The sequence below is a fragment of the Streptomyces marokkonensis genome (assembly GCF_008312835.1).
GTDB lineage: Bacteria > Actinomycetota > Actinomycetes > Streptomycetales > Streptomycetaceae > Streptomyces > Streptomyces marokkonensis_A.
Genome location: NZ_VSKS01000006.1, coordinates 131395 through 156357 on the forward strand (window position 1 = coordinate 131395; position 24963 = coordinate 156357).

Annotated in this window: 19 protein-coding genes and 1 pseudogene; 6 read left to right on the forward strand and 14 right to left on the reverse strand. The window is 73.1% G+C overall.

All coding sequences use genetic code 11. The features are described from left to right. Window positions 1–50 precede the first annotated feature (50 nt). From F1615_RS12880 to tal, 4 genes are all read right to left on the reverse strand, one after another. Window positions 51–410, reverse strand: coding sequence for a cupin domain-containing protein (locus tag F1615_RS12880; RefSeq protein WP_149549080.1), 360 nt, complete (start codon window positions 408–410; stop codon window positions 51–53). Between the two features lie 145 nt (window positions 411–555). Continuing rightward, entirely contained in the window at window positions 556–1533 is a 978-nt protein-coding gene (locus tag F1615_RS12885; RefSeq protein ID WP_149549081.1) for a pyridoxal-phosphate dependent enzyme, read from the reverse strand. Continuing rightward, complete coding sequence (locus F1615_RS12890; RefSeq protein WP_149549082.1) at window positions 1530–2219, reverse strand: helix-turn-helix transcriptional regulator; 690 nt, start codon at window positions 2217–2219, stop codon at window positions 1530–1532. Before F1615_RS12890 ends, F1615_RS12885 begins: the two co-directional genes overlap by 4 nt. A gap of 261 nt (window positions 2220–2480) precedes the next feature. Next, complete coding sequence (tal, locus tag F1615_RS12895) at window positions 2481–3617, reverse strand: transaldolase (RefSeq protein ID WP_149549083.1); 1137 nt, start codon at window positions 3615–3617, stop codon at window positions 2481–2483. An 831-nt stretch (window positions 3618–4448) separates the two neighbouring features. Here tal and F1615_RS12900 point away from each other — a divergent pair. The 6 genes and pseudogenes from F1615_RS12900 (at window position 4449) to F1615_RS12925 (ending at window position 10712) form a co-directional block, all read left to right on the forward strand. Next, window positions 4449–5621 (forward strand): 3-deoxy-7-phosphoheptulonate synthase, encoded by a 1173-nt coding sequence (locus tag F1615_RS12900; protein ID WP_149549084.1) that lies wholly within the window; start codon window positions 4449–4451, stop codon window positions 5619–5621. A 73-nt stretch (window positions 5622–5694) separates the two neighbouring features. Next, a complete protein-coding gene (locus tag F1615_RS12905) occupies window positions 5695–6465 on the forward strand; it encodes a 2,3-dihydro-2,3-dihydroxybenzoate dehydrogenase (protein ID WP_149549085.1) in 771 nt (256 codons plus the stop codon). 50 nt (window positions 6466–6515) lie between these two features. Beyond that, window positions 6516–7139 carry an isochorismatase family protein gene (locus F1615_RS12910; protein ID WP_149549086.1) on the forward strand — a complete coding sequence of 208 codons (624 nt, stop codon included), beginning with the start codon at window positions 6516–6518 and terminating at the stop codon, window positions 7137–7139. After that, window positions 7136–9079, forward strand: coding sequence for an anthranilate synthase family protein (locus F1615_RS12915; RefSeq protein ID WP_149549087.1), 1944 nt, complete (start codon window positions 7136–7138; stop codon window positions 9077–9079). The genes F1615_RS12910 and F1615_RS12915 overlap by 4 nt, the downstream gene beginning before the upstream one ends. Continuing rightward, window positions 9048–10232, forward strand: coding sequence for a chorismate synthase (aroC, locus tag F1615_RS12920; RefSeq protein WP_149549088.1), 1185 nt, complete (start codon window positions 9048–9050; stop codon window positions 10230–10232). Before F1615_RS12915 ends, aroC begins: the two co-directional genes overlap by 32 nt. After that, window positions 10229–10712 (forward strand): annotated as a pseudogene (locus tag F1615_RS12925) (shikimate kinase). The gene aroC and the pseudogene F1615_RS12925 overlap by 4 nt, the downstream one beginning before the upstream one ends. A 78-nt stretch (window positions 10713–10790) precedes the next feature. Here F1615_RS12925 and F1615_RS12930 read toward each other — a convergent pair. From F1615_RS12930 to F1615_RS12975, 10 genes are all read right to left on the reverse strand, one after another. After that, on the reverse strand, window positions 10791–11648 hold the full coding sequence (locus F1615_RS12930; RefSeq protein WP_149549089.1) for an arylamine N-acetyltransferase family protein: 858 nt from the start codon (window positions 11646–11648) through the stop codon (window positions 10791–10793). Window positions 11649–11738: 90 nt separating this feature from the next. Continuing rightward, the gene (gene asnB / locus F1615_RS12935; RefSeq protein ID WP_149549090.1) at window positions 11739–13592 is read right to left on the reverse strand and encodes an asparagine synthase (glutamine-hydrolyzing); all 1854 of its coding nucleotides are present in this window, start codon (window positions 13590–13592) and stop codon (window positions 11739–11741) included. A 54-nt stretch (window positions 13593–13646) separates the two neighbouring features. Then, complete coding sequence (locus F1615_RS12940) at window positions 13647–15209, reverse strand: carboxylesterase/lipase family protein (protein ID WP_149549091.1); 1563 nt, start codon at window positions 15207–15209, stop codon at window positions 13647–13649. Between the two features lie 125 nt (window positions 15210–15334). Further along, window positions 15335–16597, reverse strand: coding sequence for an FAD-dependent oxidoreductase (locus tag F1615_RS12945; protein ID WP_149549092.1), 1263 nt, complete (start codon window positions 16595–16597; stop codon window positions 15335–15337). After that, window positions 16594–17982: an FAD-dependent oxidoreductase gene (locus F1615_RS12950; protein WP_149549093.1), complete on the reverse strand. Its 1389-nt coding sequence runs from the start codon at window positions 17980–17982 to the stop codon at window positions 16594–16596. Before F1615_RS12950 ends, F1615_RS12945 begins: the two co-directional genes overlap by 4 nt. An 8-nt stretch (window positions 17983–17990) precedes the next feature. After that, entirely contained in the window at window positions 17991–20084 is a 2094-nt protein-coding gene (locus F1615_RS12955; protein WP_149549094.1) for a molybdopterin oxidoreductase family protein, read from the reverse strand. After that, on the reverse strand, window positions 20077–21480 hold the full coding sequence (locus F1615_RS12960; protein ID WP_149549095.1) for a nitrate/nitrite transporter: 1404 nt from the start codon (window positions 21478–21480) through the stop codon (window positions 20077–20079). The genes F1615_RS12955 and F1615_RS12960 overlap by 8 nt, the downstream gene beginning before the upstream one ends. 123 nt (window positions 21481–21603) lie before the next feature. Then, complete coding sequence (locus tag F1615_RS12965; protein ID WP_149549096.1) at window positions 21604–23172, reverse strand: class I adenylate-forming enzyme family protein; 1569 nt, start codon at window positions 23170–23172, stop codon at window positions 21604–21606. A gap of 158 nt (window positions 23173–23330) precedes the next feature. Continuing rightward, the gene (locus F1615_RS12970) at window positions 23331–23873 is read right to left on the reverse strand and encodes an SRPBCC family protein (protein WP_149549097.1); all 543 of its coding nucleotides are present in this window, start codon (window positions 23871–23873) and stop codon (window positions 23331–23333) included. Window positions 23874–23977: 104 nt separating this feature from the next. Further along, window positions 23978–24961 carry an NADPH:quinone reductase gene (locus F1615_RS12975; RefSeq protein ID WP_149549258.1) on the reverse strand — a complete coding sequence of 328 codons (984 nt, stop codon included), beginning with the start codon at window positions 24959–24961 and terminating at the stop codon, window positions 23978–23980. Window positions 24962–24963 lie beyond the last annotated feature (2 nt).

Genomic DNA, 24963 nt, shown 5'->3' on the forward strand with positions numbered 1-24963 from the left:
AACGGGGACCACTCCCCGTTGGCTTGGGTGCGAGTCCCGCCGGACGGCTTCTAGTCCGCCTTGGCGTACTCCTGGGCCATGCCGCCCGCGAAGTCGTACATGACGACCTGGTCGTCGCCGACGACCCAGGCGTCGTGCCCCGGCGGGCAGACGAAGACGTCGCCGGGTCCGGCCTCGCTCTCGGCGCCGTCGTCCATGCGGATGCGCATCCGGCCCTGGACCATGTAGCCGTTGTGGTGGACCTGGCAGCTCTCGGTACCCGCGATGGGACCGACGGACTCCGACCAGCGCCACCCCGGCTCGAAGGTGGCCACGGCGAAGTCCAGCCCGGTCATGTGGACCGCTTCGAGGTGCCCCCTGGGGAAATCACGTCGCTCGTCGGGCTTGTCCAGCGTCTTGACCTCGAACATGTCCCTTCTCCCTTCCGGTCGTCGCCCTGTACGACCGGGTCCGGTCTCCGTCCGTCCCGAACGGCACCGGCGGGGGCCGGGCCCACCACTTCATCGTCCGCCCGTCCACCCGGGGCCGCCATTCGGGTGACGGCCCCGGGGTGTCTCAGTCGCCGGGACCGCAGAGGCGGGCGAACCGTGCCGCGTCGACGTTGCCGCCGGACAGGATCAGGCCGACGCGGCCCGTGAGCGGGCCCACGCGGCCCGTGAGCAGCGCGGCGAGCGGGGTGGCGCCGCTCGGCTCGAGTACGATCTTCAGCCGCTCGAACGCGAACCGCATCGCGTCCCTGATCTCGTCGTCGCCGACCAGCACGATCCCGTCGAGGAGCCTCCGGTTGACGGAGAAGGTCAGTTCGCCCGGGGTGTGCAGGGCCTGGCCGTCGGCGATGGTGCGCGGCACGGGGATGCCGACGCGCCGGCCCGCCTCCAGCGACCTCTTGGTGTCGTCCCCGCTCTCCGGCTCGACGCCGATCACCCGGGTGGCCGGGTGCAGGGCCTTGACGGCGGTGGCGCTCCCGGCGATCAGCCCTCCGCCGCCGACCGGTGCGAGCAGGACCCCCAGCTCCCCCGCCTCCTCCACGAGTTCCAGGGCCGCCGTGCCCTGTCCGGCGATGACGTGCGGATGCTCGTAGGGCGGGACGACGGTCAGCCCGCGCTCGGCGGCGAGGGCCTCGGCGACGGCGACCCGGTCGCCGGTGTACCGGTCGTAGGTGACGATCTCGGCGCCGTACCCCTCGGCGGCCGCCCGCTTCGACGGCGGGGCGTCCTCGGGCATGACGATGACGGCGGTGGTGCCGAGCTCCCGGGCGGCCAGGGCGACGGCCTGGGCGTGGTTGCCTGAGGAGTAGGCGGCGATGCCCCGCGACAGCTGTCCGGGACCGAGCCGGGAGGCCGCGTTGTAGGCGCCGCGGAACTTGAAGGCGCCGACGCGCTGGAAGTTCTCGCACTTGAGGTGGACCTCGGCACCGGCGAGCGCGTCCAGCGTGCGGGACCGCAGGACGGGCGTGCGGTGCGCGACGCCCTCCAGGCGCTCGGCTGCGGAGCGGACGTCGTCGAGGGTGATCGGCGGGGTGGTGGTCGTCACGCGGTGCCTCCGGCGGGGGTCGGGTCGGTCGTCGTCCTGGACCGGGAGAGGTAGCTGTAGGCGGTGGCGCGGGAGATGCCGAGCCGGCCGGCGACCTGCTCGATCGCGCGCCGTACGGCGAAGACACCGCGGGCGTCCAGGTCACGGAACAGCCGCAGGCGCTCCTCGCGGTCGAGTTGTGCCCAGCCCCGGTGCTGCCGGACCTGGTGGGCGTCGACGATCGCCTCGACCACCGAGTCGATGTCGTTGCCGAAGGTGGTCGTCGGCGGTTCGGCCGGGCCGGCGCCGAGACCGGCGAGCGCGCCGAGGAGGGAGTGCACCTGACCGACGGCGGTGACGTCGACGTTGACGCACAGCGCGCCGAACACCGCCCCCGTGGAGTCCCGGAGCACCATGGTGGAGGACTTCACGAGGGCGCCCCGGCCGGTCCGGGTGAGGTAGTTGAGCTCGTCGGCCGCCTCGTCGCCGCGGGCCAGCACGCGCATGCCGATCTCGCTCATCGCCCCGCCCACCGCCCGTCCGGTCACGGACCCGGCCACGGCGACCACCGATTCCTCCGGACGCCGGTAGTCGTGCAGCACCACCTCGCAGACCGGCCCGAACGTCGCCGCGATCCCGTCGGCGACCGGCGCCAGCGCGGCGAGAATCGCGTCCCTTTCGGCGTCCCGGTCCGGCACGGCGGCCATGGACACACCCCCCTGCCTCCCTGGTCCCGTCACGTCTTCGTTCAGACTATCCGTCCAGGTGCTGGATTGCCAGTCCAGACGTTCGCCGTTCCCGACGTCCCTGGCGGATGCGCGGAGGCAGGCGGGCGGCGGGCCCCGGGCCGGGGGGGAAGGGAGGCCGAGCGAGCGCCCTGTGCGGCCCGGACGGCCGCGAACGTCCTCACGGCGCGGCGGTGGCCGACGGCCTCGCGGACGGCGGGGAGGGCGTCCTCACCTGCCGGATCACCGCGGCCGGTACGCCTGCCGTCCGGCGTCCACGGCCGCGTACAGGCTGTCCCAGGACGCCGCGAGCCGTTCGGCGGTCCGCGTCTCCAGTTCCCGGGCGACCGCGTCCGCGTCGATGCCCAGTCGCTCCAGCCGGGTCCACACGTCCTGAGCCGCGCGGTACCGGCCCATCAGGGTGTCCCCGCACAGGCCGAGACGGCGGGCGGCGGCCTCCAGCGTGGGCAGTGTCATCGCGTTGACCGTGCCCCAGGTGACGAGCCGTTCCACGTACCGGGTGGGGGACGCCTCCCGCTCCGGCACGGTGGTGGCCGTCCACATCAGGCGCTGCGGATGGGCCCCGGCGGCGGCCAGCGCACGCCAGTGCGCGCCACCGAACAAGTCGTCGTACACCTGGTAGAACAGGCAGGCGCTGGCCTCGGCGGCCTCGCCGCACAGGGCCAGTGCCTCGGGGGTGCCGAGCCGCCGGAGTCTGGCGTCGACCTCGGCGTCGAGGAGTCCCACCGGGAGCGAGGCCACCGAGGCGACCACCGGCAGCCGCCGGCCGTCGGCCCGGGCGCGCCGCAGCCCTTCGACATAGGCGTCGAGGGCCTGCCGGTAGCGCGACACGGAGAAGACGGCGGTGACGTGCACCGGGAAGCCCTCGCCGACGCAGTCCCGGATCGCGGCGATCCCCTCCGCCGTGGCCGGCAGCTTGACCATCGCGTTCGGCCGGTTCACCGCGCGCAGCGCCCGCTCCGCCTCCGCCACGGCCGACTCGGCGTCGCGCACGAGGCGCGGATCGAGGTCCATCGACACCAGTCCGTCGAGCCCGCCGGTGGCCCGGTACACCGGCCGCAGTTCGTCGCAGGCCCAGCGGACGTCGCGGGCGGACACCGCCCGCACCGCGTCGGCGGCGCAGATGTCGGCGGACGCGAGGCCGGCGAGCTGGTCACGGTAGACGTCGTCGGTCCCCACCGCCGTGGCCAGTACGGCCGGGTCCGACGTGACCCCCCGGACCCCGGTGTGCGCGACGAGGCGGGTCAGCCGACCGGAGGCCAGGTGACCGCGGCTGAGTCCGTCCAGCCACGGCGAGACACCCTCCGCGACGAGTTCGTCCAGCTCCGGCGCGCCCGGTGCACCCAACCGGTCCGACATGACGGGTCGTCACTCCTCCGTGCGTCAGTCGCGGGATCTGCCCTCAGGATCCTGAGGTTATCCGGGTGCGGAGGAGTTGAACTACGGGGGGTGTGTCAGATTGGCGCAAAGTGGTTCTCGCATCGACTTGATGAAGTACCGGCTATTTGACGAAGTGCGTCGAACGGCATTGGCCGGACCATCCCTCCCGGCTCAGGATCGGGAGGCGAACAGTCGGCCGGGAGTTCGACACGGAATGTCGGCACGGCCGCTCCGTACGCCCAGGGAGCATCACGCGCATGACCGCACCGCCGCCTCTCAGCCCCCCGCCCGAACCGTCCGCCATTCCTCCATCGACCACGACACCGCAGCACGCCACCTGGGCGAACGACCCGTTTTCCCACACCGGCCCGCCGTGGACCCGCCCACGGCGGCGTTCGCACAGTACCTCGCCACCCCGGCGCAATGGGGCCGGCGACGAGCCCGTGAGGGCGGTCCCCGCATTCCTTGCCGACTTCGGCGCGGGATGAACGGGAAAGCACCGTCCCGGTGTGAATAACGCACCTTTCGGCGGACGCCGTCGCGTCCCGCTGCCACAGGCCGAAACGGTTCGAACGTAACCGGGCAATCGCCGCTCGCGCGTTCCCCTGACATATCGGCACCGGACCAATTACGCGTGCCGGAACAATGCAGCCGACCCGTTCCGGGGCGCCCGGAGCCCGAACCGTCGCAGCCCGCACGAGGACGGGAGGCGACACCCGCCAGGGGCGCGCCGGTGGCCGACGACCCCCGGCGCACAGCGGTGCGCCCGATCCGCCGACCGCCGTCCGACACCCGCCAAAGGAGACACCAGTGGACGACGCCCTGCTCGACATCCAGGACAAACCGGCCAGGCAGCAGCCCGAGTGGGGCAACGCGTCCCGGGCGCGCCAGGTCAGGGACACCCTGGCCACCCGTCCGGCGCTCGTCGAGGCCGAGGACATCGACATCCTGCGCTCGTCACTGGCCCGGGTCGCCTCGGGAGAGGCGCTGGTCGTCCAGTCCGGCGACTGCGCCGAGGATCCGGCCGAGTGCACGCCCGGATACGTCGCGCGCAAGACCGCCGTGCTGGACCTGCTGGCCGGCGCGCTCAAGATGATCACGCACAAGCCGGTGCTCCGGGTGGGCCGCATCGCGGGGCAGTTCGGCAAGCCCCGTTCCAGCTCCACCGAACTCGTGGGCGGCGTGGAACTTCCCTCCTACCGCGGTCACATGGTCAACGGCCCGGAGCCCGACCCCCAGAGCCGGCGGCCGGAGCCCCACCGCATGCTGGCCTGTTACCAGGCGGCGCAGGAGATCATGACGCATCTGGGATGGCGGGGCCCCGCCCGGCGGCACTGGATGGAGCCGCCCGTGTGGACCAGCCACGAGGCCCTGATCCTCGACTACGAACTCCCCTTGGTCCGGCGGGACGACCGGGGGCGGCTGGTGCTCACCTCCACGCACTGGCCGTGGATCGGGGAGCGCACCCGCCAGCTCGACGGTGCCCATGTCGCCCTGCTCTCGCGGGTCGCCAACCCGGTGGCGTGCAAGATCGGGCCGAACGTGACGGCCGACGAGCTGCTCGGTCTGTGCCAACGGCTGGACCCCGGACGGGAGAAGGGCCGTCTGACCCTCATCGCCCGGATGGGGGCCTCGTCGGTCGGCGACCGGCTGCCGAAGCTCGTCGCCGCGGCGCGCGAGGCGGGGCACCCGGTGATATGGCTCACCGACGCCATGCACGGGAACACCGTCACCCTGCCCAACGGCATGAAGACCCGCTTCCTGGAGACGATCGAGCGCGAGGTCCAGGAGTTCCAGGAGGCCGTCCGGTCCGAGGGCGGCACCGTCGGCGGGCTCCATCTGGAGACGACACCGGACGACGTCACCGAGTGCGTCCCCAACGACACCTGCGTCGAGCACGTGGCGGACAAGTACACGACCTACTGCGATCCGCGTCTCAACCCGAGCCAGGCCGTCGCCGTGGCCTCGGCCTGGCTCGGCTGACCCATCCACCCACCCCGGTCGGCTCGCCCACGGCCGACGGGCAGGCAGACACGCAGATGAGGAGGTCCTGACCATGGACGGGAAGGTCGCACTCGTCACCGGAGCGGCCGGTGGCATCGGTGAGGCGGTCGCCCGCGCCCTCGGCGAACGCGGCGCGGTGGTGGCCGCCGTGGACCGGGACGCCGACCGGTTGCGGCATACGGTGGACAAGCTGCGGGCGGACGGGCTGGAGGCCCAGGCCCTGCCCGCCGACGTGACGAGCGGTACGGACGCCGAATCCGTGGTCCGCGAGGCCGAACAGCGCCTCGGACCCCTGGAGTACCTGGTCAACGGCGCCGGCGTGCTGCGTCTGGGGCACGTGCGCCACCTCACCGAGGAGGACTGGACGACGACCTTCGCCGTCAACGCCACCGGCGTCTTCCTGATGTCGCGGGCCGCGGTCAACCGGATGCTGCCCCGCCGGCGCGGCGCGATCGTCACCGTCGCGTCCAACGCCGCCGCCACACCACGGGTGCAGATGGCCGCGTACGCGGCGTCCAAGGCGGCGGCGACGATGTTCACCAAGAGTCTCGGCCTGGAGGTCGCGAGGGACGGGATCCGCTGCAACGTCGTGGCACCGGGCTCCACCGCCACCCCGATGCTCACCTCCATGTGGCAGGACGAGTCCGGCCCGAAGCACACGGTCGAAGGCCGGCTGGAGTCGTTCCGGGTGGGCATCCCGCTGGGCAAGCTGGCCCGTCCCGCCGACATCGCCGACGCCGTCGTCTTCCTGCTGTCCGACGAGGCCTCGCACATCACCCTGCACGAACTCACCGTCGACGGCGGCGCCGCCCTCGGCGCCTAGCCGGCGGCGGACACCCCGGCACCCCAGGCGACCCCGGAGAAGGAAACCCCATGCCAGGCATACCCCCTGTCTCCCCCTACCCGATGCCGACAGCGGGTGATCTGCCCGCCAACACCGCCCGGTGGACGATCGACCCCGCCCGCGCGGTCCTGCTGGTCCACGACATGCAGCGCTACTTCCTGCGGCCCCTGCCCGGGGCCCTGCGCGCGGAACTGGTCCACAACGCCGGGCTGCTGCGCGAGCACTGCGCCGGGCTCGGCATGCCGGTGGCGTACACGGCCCAGCCCGGCGGCATGACCGAGGAGCAGCGCGGCCTGCTGAAGGACTTCTGGGGCCCGGGCATGCGCACCGCCCCCGCCGACCGGCAGGTGGTCGACGAGCTGGCTCCGGCTCCCGGCGACTGGCACCTCACCAAGTGGCGCTACAGCGCCTTCTTCCGCTCCGATCTGCTGGAGCGGATGCGCGCCGCCGGGCGGGACCAGCTGCTGCTGTGCGGGGTGTACGCCCACGTGGGCGTACTGATGACCGCCGTCGAGGCGTTCACGAACGACATCCGGACGTTCCTCGTGGCCGACGCGGTGGCGGACTTCTCCCAGCACCACCACCAGCTGGCCCTGGAATACGCGGCGCAGCGCTGCGCCGTCGTCGTCACGACCAAGGAGGTCCTGGCATGACCGTAGTCACGCACGACGACCTGCTCGGCCGCATACTGGGCGAGCGGCCCCCGGCCGCGTACGCGCTGCTGCACCGTCCCGGGGCGACGGGCCCCGGAGTCCTCGACGTCGTCGCCGGCGAGGCGACCGAGCTGAGCACCCTCGCCGAACTCCCCCTGCCCGAGCGCCCGGTGGCCGGTGGCGGCGCCCGCCACGAGGTACTGGCGCTCGTGCCCTACCGGCAGATCGCCGAGCGCGGATTCGCCTGCCCCGACGACGGTGCGCCGCTGCTCGCGGTGGCCGTCACCGATCAGGCCACCGTGCCCGTCGCCGAGGTCCTCACCCGGATCCCCGACCTCCCCGTCGCACTGTCCGGCGGCCGCTTCGACGTGCCGGACGAGGACTACGCCGACACCGTCCGCCGGGTCGTCACGGACGAGATCGGCACGGGAGAGGGCTCGAACTTCGTCATCAAGCGCACCTACACGGCCGACATCACCGGCTACACGCCGCGGCACGCCCTGGCCGTCTTCCGGCGCCTGCTGGAGCGCGAGTCCGGCGCCCACTGGACGTTCCTGGTCCGGGCCGGTGGCCGCACCCTCGTCGGCGCCACCCCCGAACGGCACATCAGCCTGCGCGCGGGCACGGCCGTGATGAACCCCATCAGCGGCACCTACCGCTACCCGTCCACCGGTCCCACCCTGCCGCAGGTCCTGGACTTCCTCGCCGACCGCAAGGAGGCCGACGAGCTGTACATGGTCGTCGACGAGGAACTGAAGATGATGGCCCGTATCTGCGAGTCGGGCGGCCGGGTGGTCGGCCCCTATCTGAAGGAGATGGCCCGGCTCGCGCACACCGAGTACTTCATCGAGGGGCACAGCACACGGGACCCGCGCGACATCCTGCGCGAGACGCTGTTCGCCCCCACCGTCACCGGCAGCCCCCTGGAGAACGCCTGCCGGGTGATCAGCCGCTACGAACCGGAAGGCCGCGGCTACTACAGCGGTGTGGTCGCGCTCATCGGGCGTGACGAGCGCGGCGACCACGCCCTGGACTCGTCCATCCTCATCCGCACCGCGGACATCGACGACGGCGGCCGCCTGCGCATCGGGGTCGGCGCCACGCTGGTGCGCCACTCCGACCCGGAGAGCGAGGTCGCCGAGACCGCGGCGAAGGCCGCGGGGCTCCTCGCGGCCGTGCGGTCCGACGGGCCCTCCCGCTTCGCGGAGCACCCCCGCGTCCGCGCGGCCCTGGAGGAACGCAACGCCACCCTCGCCGGCTACTGGCTGGCGGGGAGCGGGCCGGGCTCCCGCCCCGATCCGGCGCTGACCGGCCGCCGGGTCCTCGTCGTCGACGCCGAGGACACGTTCACCTCGATGCTCGAGCAGCAACTGCGGTCACTGGGGTTGCGGGTGACGGTGCGCCGGTTCGACGAGCCGTACACCCTGGACGACCACGACCTGGTCGTGATGGGTCCGGGTCCGGGCGATCCGCGCGACACCGGCCACCCCAAGATCGCTCACCTGCGGACCGCCGTGCGCACCCTGCTGGAGCGGCGGCGCCCCTTCCTCGCCGTCTGTCTGAGCCATCAGATGCTCTGCACCGAACTCGGTTTCCCCCTGGCCCGCCGGGAGGTGCCCAACCAGGGGGTGCAGAAGGAGATCGACCTGTTCGGTGTGCGCGAGCGGGTCGGCTTCTACAACACGTTCGCCGCCCGCTCGCAGGAGGACAAGGTCGACTGCGAGGGAGTGGGTGTCGTCGAGGTCAGTCACGACCCGGAGACCGGTGAGGTGCACGCCCTGCGCGGTCCTCACTTCGCCTCGATGCAGTTCCACGCCGAGTCGGTGCTCACCCAGGACGGTGTCCGCATCATCGGCGGCCTGATCAGGGAGATCGTGCCCGGAGCGAGGGGAAAGGAGCACGGCACCGTTGAGCAGGTTGCGCTGGCTGACCGCGGGTGAGTCGCACGGTCCCGCACTCGTCGCGACGCTGGAGGGTCTTCCCGCCGGTGTGCCGATCACCACGGACATGGTGGCGGACCACCTCGCGAGGCGGCGGCTGGGCCACGGTCGCGGTGCCCGGATGAAGTTCGAGCGGGACGAGGTCACCTTCCTCGGCGGCGTCCGGCACGGTCTGACCCTCGGTTCCCCGGTCGCGGTGATGGTGGGTAACACCGAGTGGCCGAAGTGGGAGCAGGTCATGGCGGCAGACCCGGTCGACCCCGAGGTGCTGGCCGGCCTGGCGCGCAACGCGCCGCTGACCCGGCCCCGCCCCGGCCACGCCGACCTGGCGGGCATGCAGAAGTACGGCTTCGACGAGGCCCGCCCGGTCCTGGAGCGCGCCTCCGCCCGCGAGACGGCCGCCCGCGTGGCGCTGGGCGCGGTGGCACGGTCGTACCTGAAGGAGACGGCCGGCGTGGAGATCGTCAGCCACGTCGTCGAGCTGGCCGCGGCCAAGGCCCCGTACGGGGTGTACCCGGCCCCCGCCGACGTGGAGCGGCTGGACGCGGACCCGGTGCGCTGCGTGGACGCGGACGCGTCGAAGGCGATGGTCGCGGAGATCGACCAGGCGCACAAGGACGGCGACACCCTCGGCGGCGTGGTGGAGGTGCTGGCGTACGGCGTTCCCGTGGGCCTGGGCTCGCACGTGCACTGGGACCGGCGTCTGGACGCCCGGCTCGCGGCCGCGCTGATGGGCATCCAGGCCATCAAGGGCGTCGAGGTCGGCGACGGTTTCGACCTCGCCCGCGTCCCCGGTTCCAAGGCGCACGACGAGATCGTCGTCACCGGCGAGGGGATCAGGCGTGCCTCGGGTCGCTCGGGTGGTACGGAGGGTGGGCTGACCACGGGTGAGCTGCTGCGGGTGCGGGCGGCGATGAAGCCGATCGCCACCGTGCCGCGCGCGCTGAAGACGGTGGACGTCGTCACCGGCGAGGAGGCGGCCGCCCACCACCAGCGCTCCGACGTGTGCGCGGTGCCGGCCGCCGGGATCGTCGCCGAGGCGATGGTCGCCCTCGTCCTCGCGGACGCGGTCGCGGAGAAGTTCGGCGGCGACAGCGTCACCGAGACCCGCCGCAACGTGCGGTCGTACCTCGACAACCTGGCTGTCCGGTGAGCCCTCTGGTCGTGCTGGTCGGTCCGATCGGGGGGCAGGTCCACCGTCGGCCGGCTGCCGGCGGAGCGGCTGGGCGTCGGCTACCGCGACACCGACGACGACATCGTCGCCGCCGAGGGCCGGGACGCCTTCCGCGCAATCGAGGAGCGGGCGGTGGCGCGGGCCGCGTTGCCCGGCCCGACGGGTCCTCTCGCCGGGCGGCGGCGCCGTCCTCGCCCCTCGGACGCGGGCGCTGCTGTCCGGGCTGCCGGTGGTGCTCCTCGACGTCGGCGCCGCCGAGGCGGTCCCGCGGGTCGGACGGGACCCGGCCCGCCCGCTGCCGGCCGCCGACCGCACCGGCGGTGGCGCGCGCTGACGGAGACGCGCCGCCCGCTCCGCACGGAGGTCGCCCGGGTCGTCGTCGACACCGGCGGGCGCACCCCGGAAGGCTTCCTCCGGGCGGTCGTGGAGGCACTCGCCCCGCGGGCGGCGAGGGCCTGACCGGACGGGAAACGGAACTCCCCGCCGCGCACGGTGTCCGTGCGTGGCGGGGAGTGCTCGTGCGGGCGGGGCCGGCCGTCATCGCCGCGCGGCGAGGAAGTCGCGCAGCAGGGCCGTCTCCTCGGTGGTGAGCGGGAGCCCGAAGGTGGTCCGCACGAGGTCCGTGGCCTCGTCGGGGGTGAGGACGCGCAGGTGCTTCTCGCCGTTGCGGTACTCGGTCGTGAACTCGTTGTTCCTGAGCCGGTACCGCTCCTCGTCGGTGGCCCGCTGGACGACGAGCTGCCCGACGAAGGGCGATCCCGGACGCGTGGAGCTGACGTAGTGCGCGGCCTCGAAGTCGACCGCGTACTGCGGTTCCGTGCGGAAGGCGTAGATGTCGAACCAGCCCTCGGGGCGCCGGTACTGGAGCAGGTAGTGACCGTCCTCGACGGCCAGCCGCCACGACCAGCCGGCGACGGTGCTCTCCGCTCCGGGCCGGAGGACGAGGGGCTCGATGAGCGCGGCGTAGCCGTAGCCGGGGTCGGCGAGCCAGACGGTGTCCTCCGCCCTGACCAGCAGAGCCGTGTGCGAGCGGAACCGGCGCTTGCCGCTGCCCTCGCGGATGCGGACCAGCAGCCGGGTGACCGGGAAGCCGAAGCGGTCCAGCGCGGCCGCGAACAGCAGGTTCGTCTCGTAGCAGTAGCCGCCGCGGCCGGCGTGGACGATCTTGTGCTGCACGGCGTCGATGTCGATGGAGACCTCGCGGCCCAGGGCGATGTCGACGTTCTCGAAGCAGACCGAGTCCCGGTGGGCGCGGTGGAGTCCGCGGAGCGCCGCGAGCGAGGCGTCGCGGGGGCCCCGGTAGCCGATGCGGGCCAGGTAGGCGTCGAGGTCGAGTCGTTCGCTGCCCCATTCCGGGGAGTCGTCGACCACGAGGGGCAGGCCTGTGGTGTCCATGAAGGTCCTTCCGCGTGCTGGGACGAGGGGGATCCGGTGCCGGTGCGGCGGGTGGCACCCGGGGGGCCGCCCGCCGCACCGGCGGTCGTGTCACCACTCCACGCGGACGTCGTACTCCTTCACCCACGCGTCGAACTCGACCAGGCGCTCCATGACGGCCCGCATGCCCCACAGACCGCCCAGCCCGGCGTAGGACTCGACGGGCTTGTCGAGAAGCTTGCGGATGCCCTCGGCCGGCACGAGGTCGAGCACGGGGGAACCGTCGAGCAGGGCCTCGACCTTGCCGCGCAGGGCCCGTACGTACTCCACGTCCTGGGTGGAGGGGTAGGGGCTCTTCTTGCGCTCAAGCACCGACTCGGGCAGGACGTGGCTCGCGGCGGCCCGCAGCAGGCTCTTCTCCCGGCCGTCGAACGTCTTCATGGCCCACGGCACGTTGAAGACGTACTCCACCAGCCGGTGGTCCGTGAACGGCACCCGGACCTCCAGGCTCGCCGCCATGCTGATGCGGTCCTTGCGGTCCAGCAGGAAGTTCTCCCAGCGGCTGATGTTGAGGTACGACAGCTCCCGCATCCGTGCCTCGTGGGCGGACTCGCCCTCCAGCCGCGGCACTTCGGCGAGCGCCTCGGCATACCGCTTGGCGACGTACTCGTCGAGACCGAGCCGGTCCCAGAGGCCGATCTCCTTCATGGTGTCCAGGCCGCCGAGCCTGCGCCAGGCGTCGTACCAGGGGAAGGTGTCGCCCTCCACGGCCTCCTTGTCGAAGAACCAGTTGTAGCCGCCGAACAGTTCGTCCGCCGTCTCGCCGGACAGGGCGACCGTCACCTGTTCCTTGAGGGCCTTGCACAGGTGGTAGAGGGAGTGCTCCATGTCGCCGGTGGAGATGGGCAGGTCCTGGGCGCGCAGCACCCGCATGCGCACGTCCTCGTCGAGGACGTGGTGGTTCTCCAGCTCGACGACGACGTGCTCGGCGCCGGAGCGGCGGGCGACGTCGATGGCGTACGGCGTGTCGGGGTCCTGCCAGATGCCGTTGCCGCGGAAGTTCTCCTCGTTGTTCTTGAAGTCGATGGAGAAGGCCTTGATGCGCTCCTCCTTGCCCTGGTCGCGGAAGACCTTGGCGGCGAGCGCCGTGATGGCGCTGGAGTCGAGGCCGCCGGAGAGCAGGGTGCCCACCTTGACGTCGGCGACGAGCTGGCGTTCGACGATGTCCTCGAGGAGTTCGCGGACGCGGGCGACGGTGGTGTCGAGGTCGTCGGTGTGCGGGCCGGCCTCCAGCTGCCAGTAGACGCGGGTGGTGCTGCCGCCGCGGTGGAAGCGGACGACGGTACCGGGCACGACCTCGTGCATGCCCTTGAAGATGGCGTGTCCGGGGGTGTTGATGATGGCGAAGATCTCCGCCAGGCCCTCGGTGTCGACGACCGCCTCGGCGTCCGGGTGGGCCAGAATGGCCTTGGCCTCGGAGCCGAAGAGCACCCCGTCGGGCGTGGGGTAGTAGAAGAGGGGCTTGACGCCCATGCGGTCACGGACGAGCAGCAGTTCCTCGGTGCGCGGGTCCCACACCGCCAGGGCGTACATGCCGTTGAGCCGCTCGGCGAACTCCTCCCCCCACTCCAGGTAGGCGTGCAGGACCACCTCGGTGTCGCTGGAGGTGCGGAAGGTGTGGCCGAGGCCGGCCAGTTCGTCCTTCAGCTCCCGGTAGTTGTACACCTCGCCGGTGTAGACGACGACGGGGAGGCCGTCGTCCGCGCCGGTGACGTGCATGGGCTGGCGGCCGCCCTCCAGGTCGATGATGGAGAGCCGGCGGTGGCCGAGGATCGCGTGCGGCGAGATCCACACGCCCCGGTCGTCGGGGCCCCGGCACGCCAGCGTCTCCGTCATGTCCGACGCCGTCTCGCCGCGCACCGTCAGATCGTGGTCGTAGGCGACCCAGCCTGCGAGTCCGCACATCGAAGTCCCAGTCCTTTCGTTCGGGTGGTGATGACTGTCCGTGGGGGTGGTGTCTCAGGGCCGCGGCACCCAGCCGGCGCGGTCCCAGTACGACAGGTGCGCCTGTGCCGACACCGTGCCGGTCCGTGCCACCCGCTCGCCGCCGAGGACCATGACGGTGGGCCGGTCCGGGGAGAACACCGGCCAGGCCGGGGCGTGCGGGCTGCTCGGCGTCCGCCCGCGGGCGAAGGAGGCCACCAGGTCGATCAGCGTGTCCGAGATCCGCCGCTCCAGCGGGCCGTCCCCGTACGCGGGCGCGTTGACCGGCAGGGTGAACGTGCCGAACAGGAACTTCGCGACGGCCTCGTGCGGGGTGGTGCCGGCGTACGGCGGCCTGAGGGGGTGGGCGAACTCCATCAGGTACTGGGGGGAGGTGGCGCCGCGATCCCGGGCGTGCCGCTCGGCGAGCCGGACGATCTGGTACCGGAACAGCCCGTCGCCCCACACCTGCGTCCACACCGACACCGGGTCCCGGGGCAGGCCCTCGGCCGCCGACGCCCGCCGGTAGTGGGCAATGCAGTCGTCCACCTGCTCCTCGGTGACCTTGACGGCTCCCTTCTCGAGGACCTCGCGGACCGCCTCGCGCAGTCCGGCCTCGTCGGCCGGGTGCGGGCCGGGGTAGGGGTATCCCGGGCCGGTGGTGAAGAAGGAGCCCTCGGTGCGGCAGTAGACCGGCATCATGGGTATCCCGGGCGTCGGCAGAGCGTGGTCGTGGCCGCGCATCCACCGCCCGTCGACCACCGGCCCCCGGTATTCGCGCCCGCCCTGCACGAACCGCTCGGTGGGGCGGCCCGCGTACACCTCCTCCCAAGCGTCCCTCAGCTCGGTGGCCGGCACGGCACGCAGCCCCGGTACGGTCGTGCCGAAGCGCAGCGCGAGGTGCTCGTAGACCGCGCGGGACTCCTCGGGTGTGGTGGAACTGGCGGGATCCCACACGTGCTTGGTGCTGATCGGGACGATCCGCTTGATGATCCCGCGCAGTTCCGGCAGCAGGGCGAGCTGCCAGCTGCTGGAGCCGCCCGCGGAGGTGCCGGCCACGGTGATGTTGTCCGGGTCCCCGCCGAACGCCTCGGCGTTCTCGCGCACCCAGTGCACGAGCGCCGCCTGGTCCTGCAGACCCCAGTTGGCGAAGGACCCCGTGTGCGGGTCGGTGAACGCCTCGTGGAGCCCCCAGCCGAACGCGCCCAGGCGGTAGTTGAAGTTGACGACCACCATCCGGCCGTGGACGGCGGGACGGGCGCCGTCGTAGTCGGGTTCGCTGCCCGCGCCGAGCATCCAGCCCCCGCCGTGGATGTAGACGAGGACCGGCAGGGACGCGTGGACGTCCGGCGTCCAGATGTTGGCGTACAGGCTGTCCTCGCTGCTGTCCGGCAGGTAGTCGCCCTGCAGCGAGGGGGCGGCGAACCCGGTGGCGTCCCGCACGCCCTCCCACGGCTCGGGGGGCCGGGGCGAGGCGAACCGCAGCGGGCCCACCGGCGGCGCCGCGTAGGGCACGCCCCGGAAGACGGCGAGTGAGTCGGTCATCTCCCCGGCCACTCGTCCCGCCGTCGTCCGGACGACCACTGTGCGACTGGGCATCTGACAGACCTCGCTTCCCGCCTGGGCGTTGTCGTGGACGGCGCGGCGCGCACCGGGAGTGCGGCACAGTGATCGTCGCTCCCGTGCCGAGGAAGCCGCCAACTGCCGATCACTACTCCGTCAAGTCATGCCGCGGCAGGTCCGTGCGCCTTCGGCGGCACCCCGCCGAGGGCCGCCCCGGACAGCAGCCTGTCGAGCGGCGCGGTCGGCTCGCGGCCCACGAGGGCGCGCAACGTGCGGTAGGCGGAGGTGTCGCCGGCCAGCACGCCGCCGAGCAGGATTCGCCCGTCGGGGCCGAGGACGACCTTCGCGTAGGTGCCCGCCGCGTCGTCGCGCAGCACGTACTCCAGGGCGCCCTCCGTCTCGGCGTGGGCGTCGCCGAAGCTGGCCACGTCGACGCCGAGGAGTTTGAGCTTGGCCGAGGTGTCGGGATCGGCGAAGGGGGCGGCGGGACGGCCGAGCAGCTGGTCGGCGACCAGTTCGGCCATGCGGTAGCCGGGCGCGACCAGACCGTAGGTGCGGCCCTGGACGGCCGCGCACTCGCCCACGGCCCAGATGTGCGGGTCCTCGGTGCGGCACCGGCCGTCGACGAGGAAGCCCCCGCGCTCGCCCCCGGCGAGTCCGGCCGGTCCGGCCAGGTCGTCGCGGGGGCGCACCCCGGCGGAGAACACCACCAGCTCGGCGTCGAGGGCGCTGCCGTCGGTGAGGGTGACGCCGCCGACGCGGCCGTCGGCCCGTGCGCGTACCGCCCGTACGGCGGTTCCGCAGTGCACCCGCAGTCCGAGGCCGCCGACGAGCCGGGTCAGCACCCGCGCTCCGCCGTCGTCGAGTTGGAGCGGCATCAGGCGCGGCGCGAGTTCCACGACGTGGGGCCGCATCCCGAGCAGCCGCAGCGCGTTGGCGGCCTCCAGGCCGAGCAGGCCGCCGCCGACGACGACGCCGGGGCGTCCCGCGCGTGCCGCCGCACGGAGGGCGTCGAGGTCGTCGAAGGTGCGGTAGGCGAAGCAGCCGGGCAGGTCGTGACCCGGTACGGGTGGCACGAACGGCCGTGACCCGGTGGCGAGCACGAGGGCGTCGTAGGGGATGACCGTGCCGTCGGCGGTCGTGACGGTGCGCTCCCGCCGGTCGATGCCGGTCACCGGTGCGGCCGTCCTCAGGTCCACCAGGGGGTCGGTGAGGAAGGCGGGGCCGGCGAGGGTGAGGTCGGCGGCGCTCCTGCCCTCCAGGTAGGACGACAGGGCGACCCGGTTGTAGGCGGGGCGGGGCTCCTCGGCCAGGACGACGACGCGCCAGGTGCCGTGCCGGTCGTGGGTCCGCAGGTGCTCCACGAGGCGGTGGCCGGTCATGCCGTGTCCGACGACCACCAGGGTGCGCGGTGTGCGGGTCATGGGTCGCCGTTCCCTCCGGTCGCCGATGCGAGGACCCGCCGTACGTCGTCCGCGCAGCCGCCGCAGCCGGTGGTGGCGCGGGTCGCGGCGGCGATGTCCGCCAGGTCGTGGGCGCCGGCGCTCCGCGCGCGGAGCAGGTCGCCCTTGGTGACGTGGTTGCAGTGGCAGAGCACGGCCTCGTCGGGCAGTTCGACGCGGGCGGGTCCCACGGTGGACGTGGTGCCCAGCAGGAGCCCGAGCAGGTCGGACGGCACGGGCAGGCCGCGTTCGTAGAGGCGGCCGACCGCGGCGGTGGCGCGCGGCAGGCCGATCAGGACCGCGCCGAGGATGTGCTCGCCGGACAGCGCGAGCCTGGCGTGGCGGCCCCGGGCGGGGTCGGAGAGCGCGACGTGCCGGGTGGCGCCCGGCGGATCGGGTGGGCCGAGGCAGGCCAGGTCGATGCCGGGCGCCTTCAGCCGTACGACGGGCCGGCCCGGGCGGTGGTGCGCCGGCCGGCCTGCGAGGATCCGGGCGAGGGTCTCCGCCTGCTCCCAGGCGGTGGTGACGAGTCCGGGCGCGTCGGCGTCGAACTCGGCGCAGTCGCCGATCGCGTGGACGCGCGGGTCGCTCGTGCGCAGTTGCCGGTCGACGACCACGCCCGTGCGCACGGACAGTCCGGCCCGCCGGGCGAGAGCCGTCTCGGGTTCGGCGCCCGTGCACAGCGCCAGTGTCGCGGCCCGGAGGATCTCCCCGTCGTCGAGGGCCAGTTTGCCGGGCCGGTACTCCACGGCGGCGCGCCCCAGCCGCAGTTGGGCACCGCGGGAGCGGAGGTGGCCGGCGAGCAGGGAGCCGGCCACGTCGTCGAGCCGGTCGTCCATGAGGTGCGGCCCGGGGTGCACGAGGGTGACGTCGCGGCCGTCGCGCAGCAGCGCGAGCGTGGCCTCCGTACCGAGGACACCGCCGCCGAGCACCACCACGGGCCCGTCCGCGAACCGTTCGCAGTCGGCGAGGGTGCGCAGGGCGGTGGCACCCTCGGTGAGCACGCCGCCTGTGAATACGCCGGGAAGGTGCGGGATCCGGGGCCGGGCGCCGGTGGCCAGCACCAGGCGGTCGTAGGAGTGGGTCTCGCCGGTGTCGGTGCTCACCAGGCGGCGGGCCCGGTCGATGCCGGTGACGGTGACGCCCGTCCTGACCCGTACGCCGTCCGGGGGGCCGGTCAGCTCCAGGTCGCCGGCCGTCAGGGTGCCGCCGAGGAGGGAGGTCAGCAGGACGCGGTTGTAGGCCGGCCGCGGCTCCGCGCCGAGCACGGTGACCGGGCCCCGGTGGCCGTGGTGGCGCAGGCGCTCCACGAGCCGGTGGCCTGCGGGGCCGTGGCCGACGACGAGGACGTGGGAGGAGGCGGGCATGTCGGGCCTCACGTCGCGGCGGTGCCGGGTTCGATCCGCACGGCGCAGACCTTGAACTCGGGCATCCTGCTGCGGGGGTCGAGGGCGGTACCGGTGATCAGGTTGGCCCGGCCCGGGCCGGGATAGTGGAACGGCACGAACACCGTGTCCGTGCGCATGCTGCCGACCAGCCGCACGCGCGCCACCGTGCTTCCGCGCGCCGAGGTGACGCGGGCCGTGTCGCCCTCGCGCAGCCCGGCGCGTTCGGCGGTGTCGGGATGGATCTCGACGAACGGCCCGGGGGCGGCGTCGTTGAGCTCGGCCACGCGGCGGGTCTGCGCGCCCGACTGGTAGTGCGCGAGCACGCGGCCGGTCGTGGCGTAGAGGGGGTGGTCGGCGTCCGGGGTCTCGGCGGGATCGCGGTGGTCGACCTCCGCGAACCGGGCGCGCCCGTCCGGGTGCGCGAAGCGGTCGAGGAACAGGCGGGGCGTGCCCGGGTGCGGGTCCCCGTCCGGAGTGTCCGGGCAGGGCCAGTGCAGGGCCTCCCCCGCGTCCAGGCGTGCGTAGCTGATGCCGGAGTAGTCGGCCTTGCCGCCGCGGGACGCGCGCCGCAGTTCCTCGAAGACCCGGCGCGGCGAGGTCGGGAAGCGGTCCGCCGGCTGGCCCAGGCGCACCGCGAGGCCGTGCAGGACCTCCAGGTCGGTGCGCACGCCGTCGGGCGGGGCGTGCAGCCGGCGGCGGCGCAGCACCCGGCCCTCCAGGTTGGTCATGGTGCCCTCCTCCTCGGCCCACTGGGCGACCGGCAGCACCACGTCGGCCGTGCGCGCGGTCTCCGACGGCACGAAGTCGGCCACCACCAGCAGGTCGAGCGAGGCCAGCCGGTCGCAGACGTGGGCGGCGTGGGGCGCCGACACGGCGGGGTTGGAGCCGAACACCAGCAGGGCGCGCGGGCCGCCGTCGGTGCCGAGGGCGTCGAGCAGTTCGTAGGCGCTGCGTCCGGGGCCGGGCAGGGTGTCCGGGTCGGTGCCCCAGACCCCGGCCACGTGGGCCCGCGCGGCCGGGTCGGTGATCATGCGGTAGCCGGGGAGCTGGTCGGCCTTCTGGCCGTGTTCGCGGCCGCCCTGCCCGTTGCCCTGTCCGGTCAGGCAGCCGTAGCCGCTTCCCATGACTCCGGGGAGCCCCAGGGCGAGCGCGAGGTTGATGAAGGCCGCGGCCGTGTCGGTGCCCTTGCTGTGCTGCTCGGCGCCGCGTCCGGTCAGCACGTACGCCCGCCGTGCCCGTCCCAGCGTCTCGACGGCGGCGCGCTGTTCCGCGACGGGGACGCCGGTGACGCGTTCGACGCGTTCGGGCCACCAGGCCACGGCGCGCCGCCATGCCGCGTCGAAGCCGGTGGTGCGCCGCTGGACGTACTCCTTGTCGCACCAGCCGTCGGTCACGGCGATGTGCAGCAGCCCCAGCGCGAGCGCCAGGTCGGTGCCCGGCACCGGTTGCAGGTGCAGGGCGGCGCGCTCGGCGGTCCTGGTGCGGCGGGGATCGACGACGATCAGGTCCGCCCCCTCCAGGTGGCGCATCAGCGGGGGCATCGTCTCGGCGGGGTTGGCGCCGGCGAGCAGGATCGCGTCCGCCGCGCCGAGGTCGCGCACGGGGAACGGCAGTCCGCGGTCCAGGCCGAAGGCCGCGGTCCCGGCCGCGGCGGCCGAGGACATGCAGAACCGGCCGTTGTAGTCGATCTGGCCGGACCCCAGCGCGAGCCGGGCGAACTTGCCCAGCAGGTAGGCCTTCTCGTTGGTGAGGCCGCCCCCGCCGAAGACCGCCAGCGCGTCCGGGCCGTGCTCGTCGCGGATCCGCAGCAGCCGCGCGGCGACCGTGTCCAGGGCGGTGTCCCAGTCGGCCGGGAGGAGACGGCCGTCCGCGTCCCGCACCAGCGGGTGGCGCAGCCGGTCGGGGACGTCGAGGAGGGCGGGAGCGGTCCAGCCCTTCTGGCACAGCCTGCCGTCGTTGACGGGGAAGTCGGAGGGCTCCGCCACGGTTCCCCGGGTGCCGTGGCCGAGGCGGGTGCCGCACTGCAGGGCGCAGTACGGGCAGTGCGTGGGCACGCTCGGGCCGGGCGCGGTGTCAGGCACGGGTGGCCTCCGAGGACGTCGCGGCGCCGCGACCGGCCCGCCGCGGGTTCCGCGCGCCGTCGCGCGGGGTGTCGTGCGGGGCGCGCAGGTAGACCGTGTGGGTGAGGGTGACGCACACCGCGTAGAAGGCCAGGAAGGACCAGAAGGCGGGCTCGCCCGTGCCCTGGCTGCCGTACGAGGCCCGGAAGGCCAGGTTGACGGCGACGCCGCCGAGCGCGCCGACGGCACCGGCGATGCCGATGACCGCGCCGGTCAGCCGCCGGGCGCGGGCGAAGGCCTCGGTCGCGTCGTGGCCGGCGGTGACGGCGGCCTCCGCCTGCCCGGCGAAGACCACCGGGATCAGCTTGTACGTGGAGCCGTTGCCGAGGCCGCTGAGGACGAACAGCACCGTGAAGACGGCGACGAAGAGGGCCAGGGAGTCCTGGGACGAGGCCACAAGCAGCAGGCCGGTTCCCGCGCCCATGGCGAGGAAGTTCCAGAACGTGACCCGTGCTCCGCCCCACCGGTCCGCGAGCCGGCCGCCGAGGGGCCGGGACAGCGAGCCGAGCAGCGGCCCCAGGAAGGTGTAGCCGGCCGCTTCCAGCGGTGTGGAGCCGAACTGGTTCTGCAGGACGAGACCGAAGGCGAAGCCGTAGCCGATGAACGAGCCGAAGGTGCCGAGGTAGAGCAGCGAGATCCACCAGGTGTGCCGGTTGACCGCCGCCTCGCGCAGCACGCCCGGACCGGCCGGACCGGTGTCGACGTTGTCCATGCCGAGCGCCGCGAGGACGGCGGCGAGGGCGATCAGCGGCAGGTAGGCGGCGATGACATGGGCAGGGTGGGTGTCGCCCGCGGTGGCGATCACCAGCAGTCCGACCAGCTGGATCACCGCGACGCCCAGGTTGCCGCCGCCGGCGTTGAGGCCGAGCGCCCAGCCCTGGTGACGCCGGGGGAAGAAGTGGGCGATGTTGGTCGTGGAGGACGCGAAGTTGCCGCCGCCCACGCCTGCCGTCGCGGCGACGACAAGGAACACCCACAGGGGGGTGCCGGGCCGCTGGACGAAGTACAGCGCCAGCAGTGCCGGCACCAGGAGCAGGGCGGAGCTGAAGACGGTCCAGTTGCGTCCCCCGAAGCGGGTCACCGCGTGGCTGTACGGCAGCCGCAGCAGCGCGCCCACCAGGGTGGGGGTGACCACCAGCAGGAACTTCTCGCTAGGGGCGAAGCCCAGGCCGATGGCCGGGGACATGAACAGCACCAGGACCGACCACATGCTCCAGATCGAGAACCCGATGTGCTCGGAGAGGATCGACAGGACGAGGTTGCGTCGTGCGACGTGCTTGCCGGTGCGCTCCCAGAACGCTTCGTCCTCCGGATCCCAGTGCTCGATCCGGGGTCGGGAGACGCGCAGTGGCGTCATCGGGGCAACTCCTCGGCTGGGGGCGGCGGTCCGACGCGTGACGCCGGGCGCCTTGCGGGGGGTGACGGGGCGCGGGCCCACTGGGGGGATGGGCCCGCGCCCCACGGGGGGCGTCGCGGGGGCCTACGCGCCCGTCCGCTCCGCCTTCAGCAGCCGGGCCAGCTCCAGCCGCTTGATCTTGGTCGTGGCGGTCTGCGGCAGGTCGTCGAGCTTCCACTGCACCGGCTCCGCCATCGCCGGCAGGCCGGCCACCGCGGACTTCCAGGCCGTCAGGTCCAGGGGCTTGTCGTCGCGGGTGCAGACCACGGGCACGGGCGTACCGTTGTCGTCCGGGACGATGATGACCTCGACGAGTTCCGGCATCCGTGCGAACAGGGTGTCCTCGATCTCCAGGGTGCTGTCGATGCCCTCGATCTCGTCGACCTCGCGGTCGAGCAGGTGCAGGCAGCCCCACTTGGTGCGGTAGCCCAGGTCGCCCATGCGCCACCACTCGCCGTCGGCCTGCTTCTCCCAGCGCTCGTGCTCGCCGAGGTAGGTGACGATCCGCCCGTCGGAACGCACCTCGATGTATCCGGGGGACGACTTCGTGGGACGCCTGCCGTCCCGGCTGACCACGCGAATGCCCGTCATGCCGGGAAACGGGGAGCCCACGCAGCGGCCGTCGGCGTCCGCGCCCCGCTTCCTGGTGTAGGTGCGCCCGGCGATCGGGCCGACCTCGCTCTGCCCGTACATCTGGACGAACTGCGGCGACTCCCGCCGCGAGGCGCGGAGCATCAGGTGCACGGTGCGCGGGTGGATGGCGTCGAAGGTGCTGCTGAAGTACTTCACGTTCGCCAGCGGGGCGCGCGGGTCGTCGACCAGCACCTCCCAGCGCAGGAAGGTGTTGGGGTGGGCCTCGATCAGGCCGGGCGGTGCCTGCCGGAACACCTCCGCCACGACGTCCGGGTCGTCGTCCCGGAGGATGATCATCGGGTGCCCCTGGAGGATCGTGATGGGCATGGCGGTGAACATCCGCGAGTGCACGAAGGACACGTGGATGGCCACCGGCTCGCTGCGGCCCACCAGGGACGCCACCGTGCCCTGGGGGCGGTACCGCGCCTGGAACGTGCGCCCGGTGTGCACCGCGAGCTTCGGGGTTCCGGTGGTCCCCGAGGTGTGGGTGACCAGCGTCGGATGATCCGGGGGCATGGTCACCGGCGCGACCCGGGCGGAGCCGGCGAGCTCGGCGAGCCGGGTCGCCCGCTCGTGGCTGCCCGAGGCCAGGAGCACCTGCCGGGTGAGACCGAAGACGTCGGCGGGCAGCTGGTGGTCGAGCTTGTCCTGGTCGGTCACCAGGTGCGGCCGGTCCACGCGGCGCACCAGCTCGCACACGGTGTCGCCGTCCAGCTTCGGGGACAGCAGGACCGGGACGGCGCCGATCCTGGCTATGGAGCAGGCCAGGAGCGTGATGTCGAATCCGTTGGTCTTGTGGACGACCACCCGCTCACCGGGCCGGACCTCCGCCGCCCACAGCCGGGACGCGAGGTCGTCGACGAGGTCGGCGACCTCGGTCATCGTCATGCGGCGCCCGCGCTCCGGAGCGACGTCGAGCTCGTGGTCGAGGATCACGGGACTCGCCGGGTGCCGGGACGCCGCCCGGTCGAACAGCGTACCGAGGCGAATTCCCTTGTTTCCGATGCGCTGGAGAAACATCTGCCCACCCTCTCGTCCGCCGCGACTGTTTCTCAGCCGTGCGGCAGGCTGTCTGAATTTCAGTCTCCGTTCCGGATCCGCACCCTTCACGCCGGGAAAAGGGGGGGGCCACGACCGAAATGCTTCACCGGAATTCGTTGCGGTCACCGGGCGGCATGTCACCGCTTTTCGATGACACCCTTGATGCGCTTCAGCGTGTCGTCGAGGTCCTGCTCGAGCTTGGCGGTCCAGTCCGCGACGAACCGCTTGCGGTCGTCCTCGTCCAGGTCGGCGACGATCTTGTGGATGCCGGCGGTCGCCCGGCCCATGCGGAAGTGGTGCGTGAGCACGCTGCCGTCGCCGGCGGGCGCCATGTCGAAGCCCCAGACGCTCTCCTGGTCCTCGCGGGCGTGGGTGAGCATCATCCACCGGAAGGTGCGGCCGGGCTCGGCTGCGGTGATCCGGCACTCGGTGTGCCAGACGCCGCGGACCAGGGGCGCCCAGGCGACCACCTCCTCGCTGCGAAGGTTCTCGCCGCGGAAGACGGACCCGACCGCCGAGGGCTCGCCGGACACCCACTGGCCGCCGCGGCATTCGGGGCTCCATTCGGCGCTGCGCGGCAGATCGCTGACGACGGAGTAGACCTCGAGGGGGGACGCGGAAACGTGGATGTCGGCCCTGAGGTCGAACAACGGAGAGGTGTCGATGATTGACTGGCTCATGTGCAGAATTCTGCCAAGGGCCACCCGGTGCCGGTCAAAGAGCGGCTTTCTTCTTTGTCAGGTCCGCATTCTCGCATTTCGCCTGCACCGGGTGCCCCGACTTTTCAGGCTCTGGCGTCCGTGCTGAGCACGATCTTCCCGCTCACTTTGCCCTCCTCCAGACGGCGGTGCGCCTCGGCGGCGTCGCTCAGGTGCAGCCTCTCGACCGCCCGGGGCCTGAGACTGCCGTCGGCCACCAGGCGGTTGATCGCGCCCGCCGCCTCGGCGAGTTCGCCGGCGGTGGCGTGGGAGATGGCGAAGCCCAGGACGGAGCGGTCCCTGAGGTAGAGCGGCCCCACGGGCAGCACCGGCCGGGAGCGCAGGCCGGCGAGCAGCACGATCCGTCCCCGTCCGGCGAGGAGGCCGACCGCGGTCTCCAGGTCGTTGGCGCCGGACGTGTCGAAGTAGAGGTCGACGCCCGCCGGGGCGGCTTCCCGGATCCGGGCGGGCACGTCGGGATCCCGGTAGTCGATGACGTGGTCGGCCCCGATCTCGCGGCAGTACCCGGCGTCCCGCGCCGAGGCGGTGGCGACGACCCGGGCGCCCGCCGCCGCGGCCATCACCACGAGGGCGCTCCCCACGTTGCCGGCCGCGCCGGCGACGACGACGGTCTCACCCGGCCGGAGCCGGCCGTGGGTGAACAGACCGAGGTGGGCGGTGGCAGCCGGATGTGCCAGCGCCACCGTCTCGCAGGGGTCGGCACCCTCCGGCAGGGGGTAGAGCCGGTCGACGGGCACCACGACCCGCTCGGCCGCGGCGCCCTGACGTCCGTCGTGCCCGAGGCTGTTGCACCACACCCGGTCGCCCGGCCGGAACCGGTGCACGCCCGCGCCGACCGCGGCGACGGTTCCGGTCAGGTCGCGCCCTATCACGAAGGGGAAGGTCAGCGGGGTACGCCAGGCCCCGGAGCGTACGAAGGTGTCCACGTGGTTGACGGAGACGGCCGTGACGTCCACGAGGACGTCGGTGGGGCCCGGTTCCGGCGTGGGCAGATCGCCGTAACGGATGACGTCCGGAGATCCGAGCTGTTCAATGTAGGCAGCACGCATCA

Excerpts from the sequence above, each read along its gene's own strand:
- F1615_RS12880 (WP_149549080.1), bottom strand. The coding sequence starts at position 410 with ATGTTCGAGGTCAAGACGCTGGACAAGCCCGACGAGCGACGTGATTTC.
- F1615_RS12890 (WP_149549082.1), bottom strand. The coding sequence starts at position 2,219 with ATGGCCGCCGTGCCGGACCGGGACGCCGAAAGGGACGCGATTCTCGCC.
- tal (WP_149549083.1), bottom strand. The coding sequence starts at position 3,617 with ATGTCGGACCGGTTGGGTGCACCGGGCGCGCCGGAGCTGGACGAACTC.
- F1615_RS12905 (WP_149549085.1), top strand. The coding sequence starts at position 5,695 with ATGGACGGGAAGGTCGCACTCGTCACCGGAGCGGCCGGTGGCATCGGT.
- F1615_RS12910 (WP_149549086.1), top strand. The coding sequence starts at position 6,516 with ATGCCAGGCATACCCCCTGTCTCCCCCTACCCGATGCCGACAGCGGGT.
- F1615_RS12915 (WP_149549087.1), top strand. The coding sequence starts at position 7,136 with ATGACCGTAGTCACGCACGACGACCTGCTCGGCCGCATACTGGGCGAG.
- F1615_RS12930 (WP_149549089.1), bottom strand. The coding sequence starts at position 11,648 with ATGGACACCACAGGCCTGCCCCTCGTGGTCGACGACTCCCCGGAATGG.
- asnB (WP_149549090.1), bottom strand. The coding sequence starts at position 13,592 with ATGTGCGGACTCGCAGGCTGGGTCGCCTACGACCACGATCTGACGGTG.
- F1615_RS12940 (WP_149549091.1), bottom strand. The coding sequence starts at position 15,209 with ATGCCCAGTCGCACAGTGGTCGTCCGGACGACGGCGGGACGAGTGGCC.
- F1615_RS12945 (WP_149549092.1), bottom strand. The coding sequence starts at position 16,597 with ATGACCCGCACACCGCGCACCCTGGTGGTCGTCGGACACGGCATGACC.
- F1615_RS12950 (WP_149549093.1), bottom strand. The coding sequence starts at position 17,982 with ATGCCCGCCTCCTCCCACGTCCTCGTCGTCGGCCACGGCCCCGCAGGC.
- F1615_RS12960 (WP_149549095.1), bottom strand. The coding sequence starts at position 21,480 with ATGACGCCACTGCGCGTCTCCCGACCCCGGATCGAGCACTGGGATCCG.
- F1615_RS12965 (WP_149549096.1), bottom strand. The coding sequence starts at position 23,172 with ATGTTTCTCCAGCGCATCGGAAACAAGGGAATTCGCCTCGGTACGCTG.
- F1615_RS12970 (WP_149549097.1), bottom strand. The coding sequence starts at position 23,873 with ATGAGCCAGTCAATCATCGACACCTCTCCGTTGTTCGACCTCAGGGCC.
- F1615_RS12975 (WP_149549258.1), bottom strand. The coding sequence starts at position 24,961 with ATGCGTGCTGCCTACATTGAACAGCTCGGATCTCCGGACGTCATCCGT.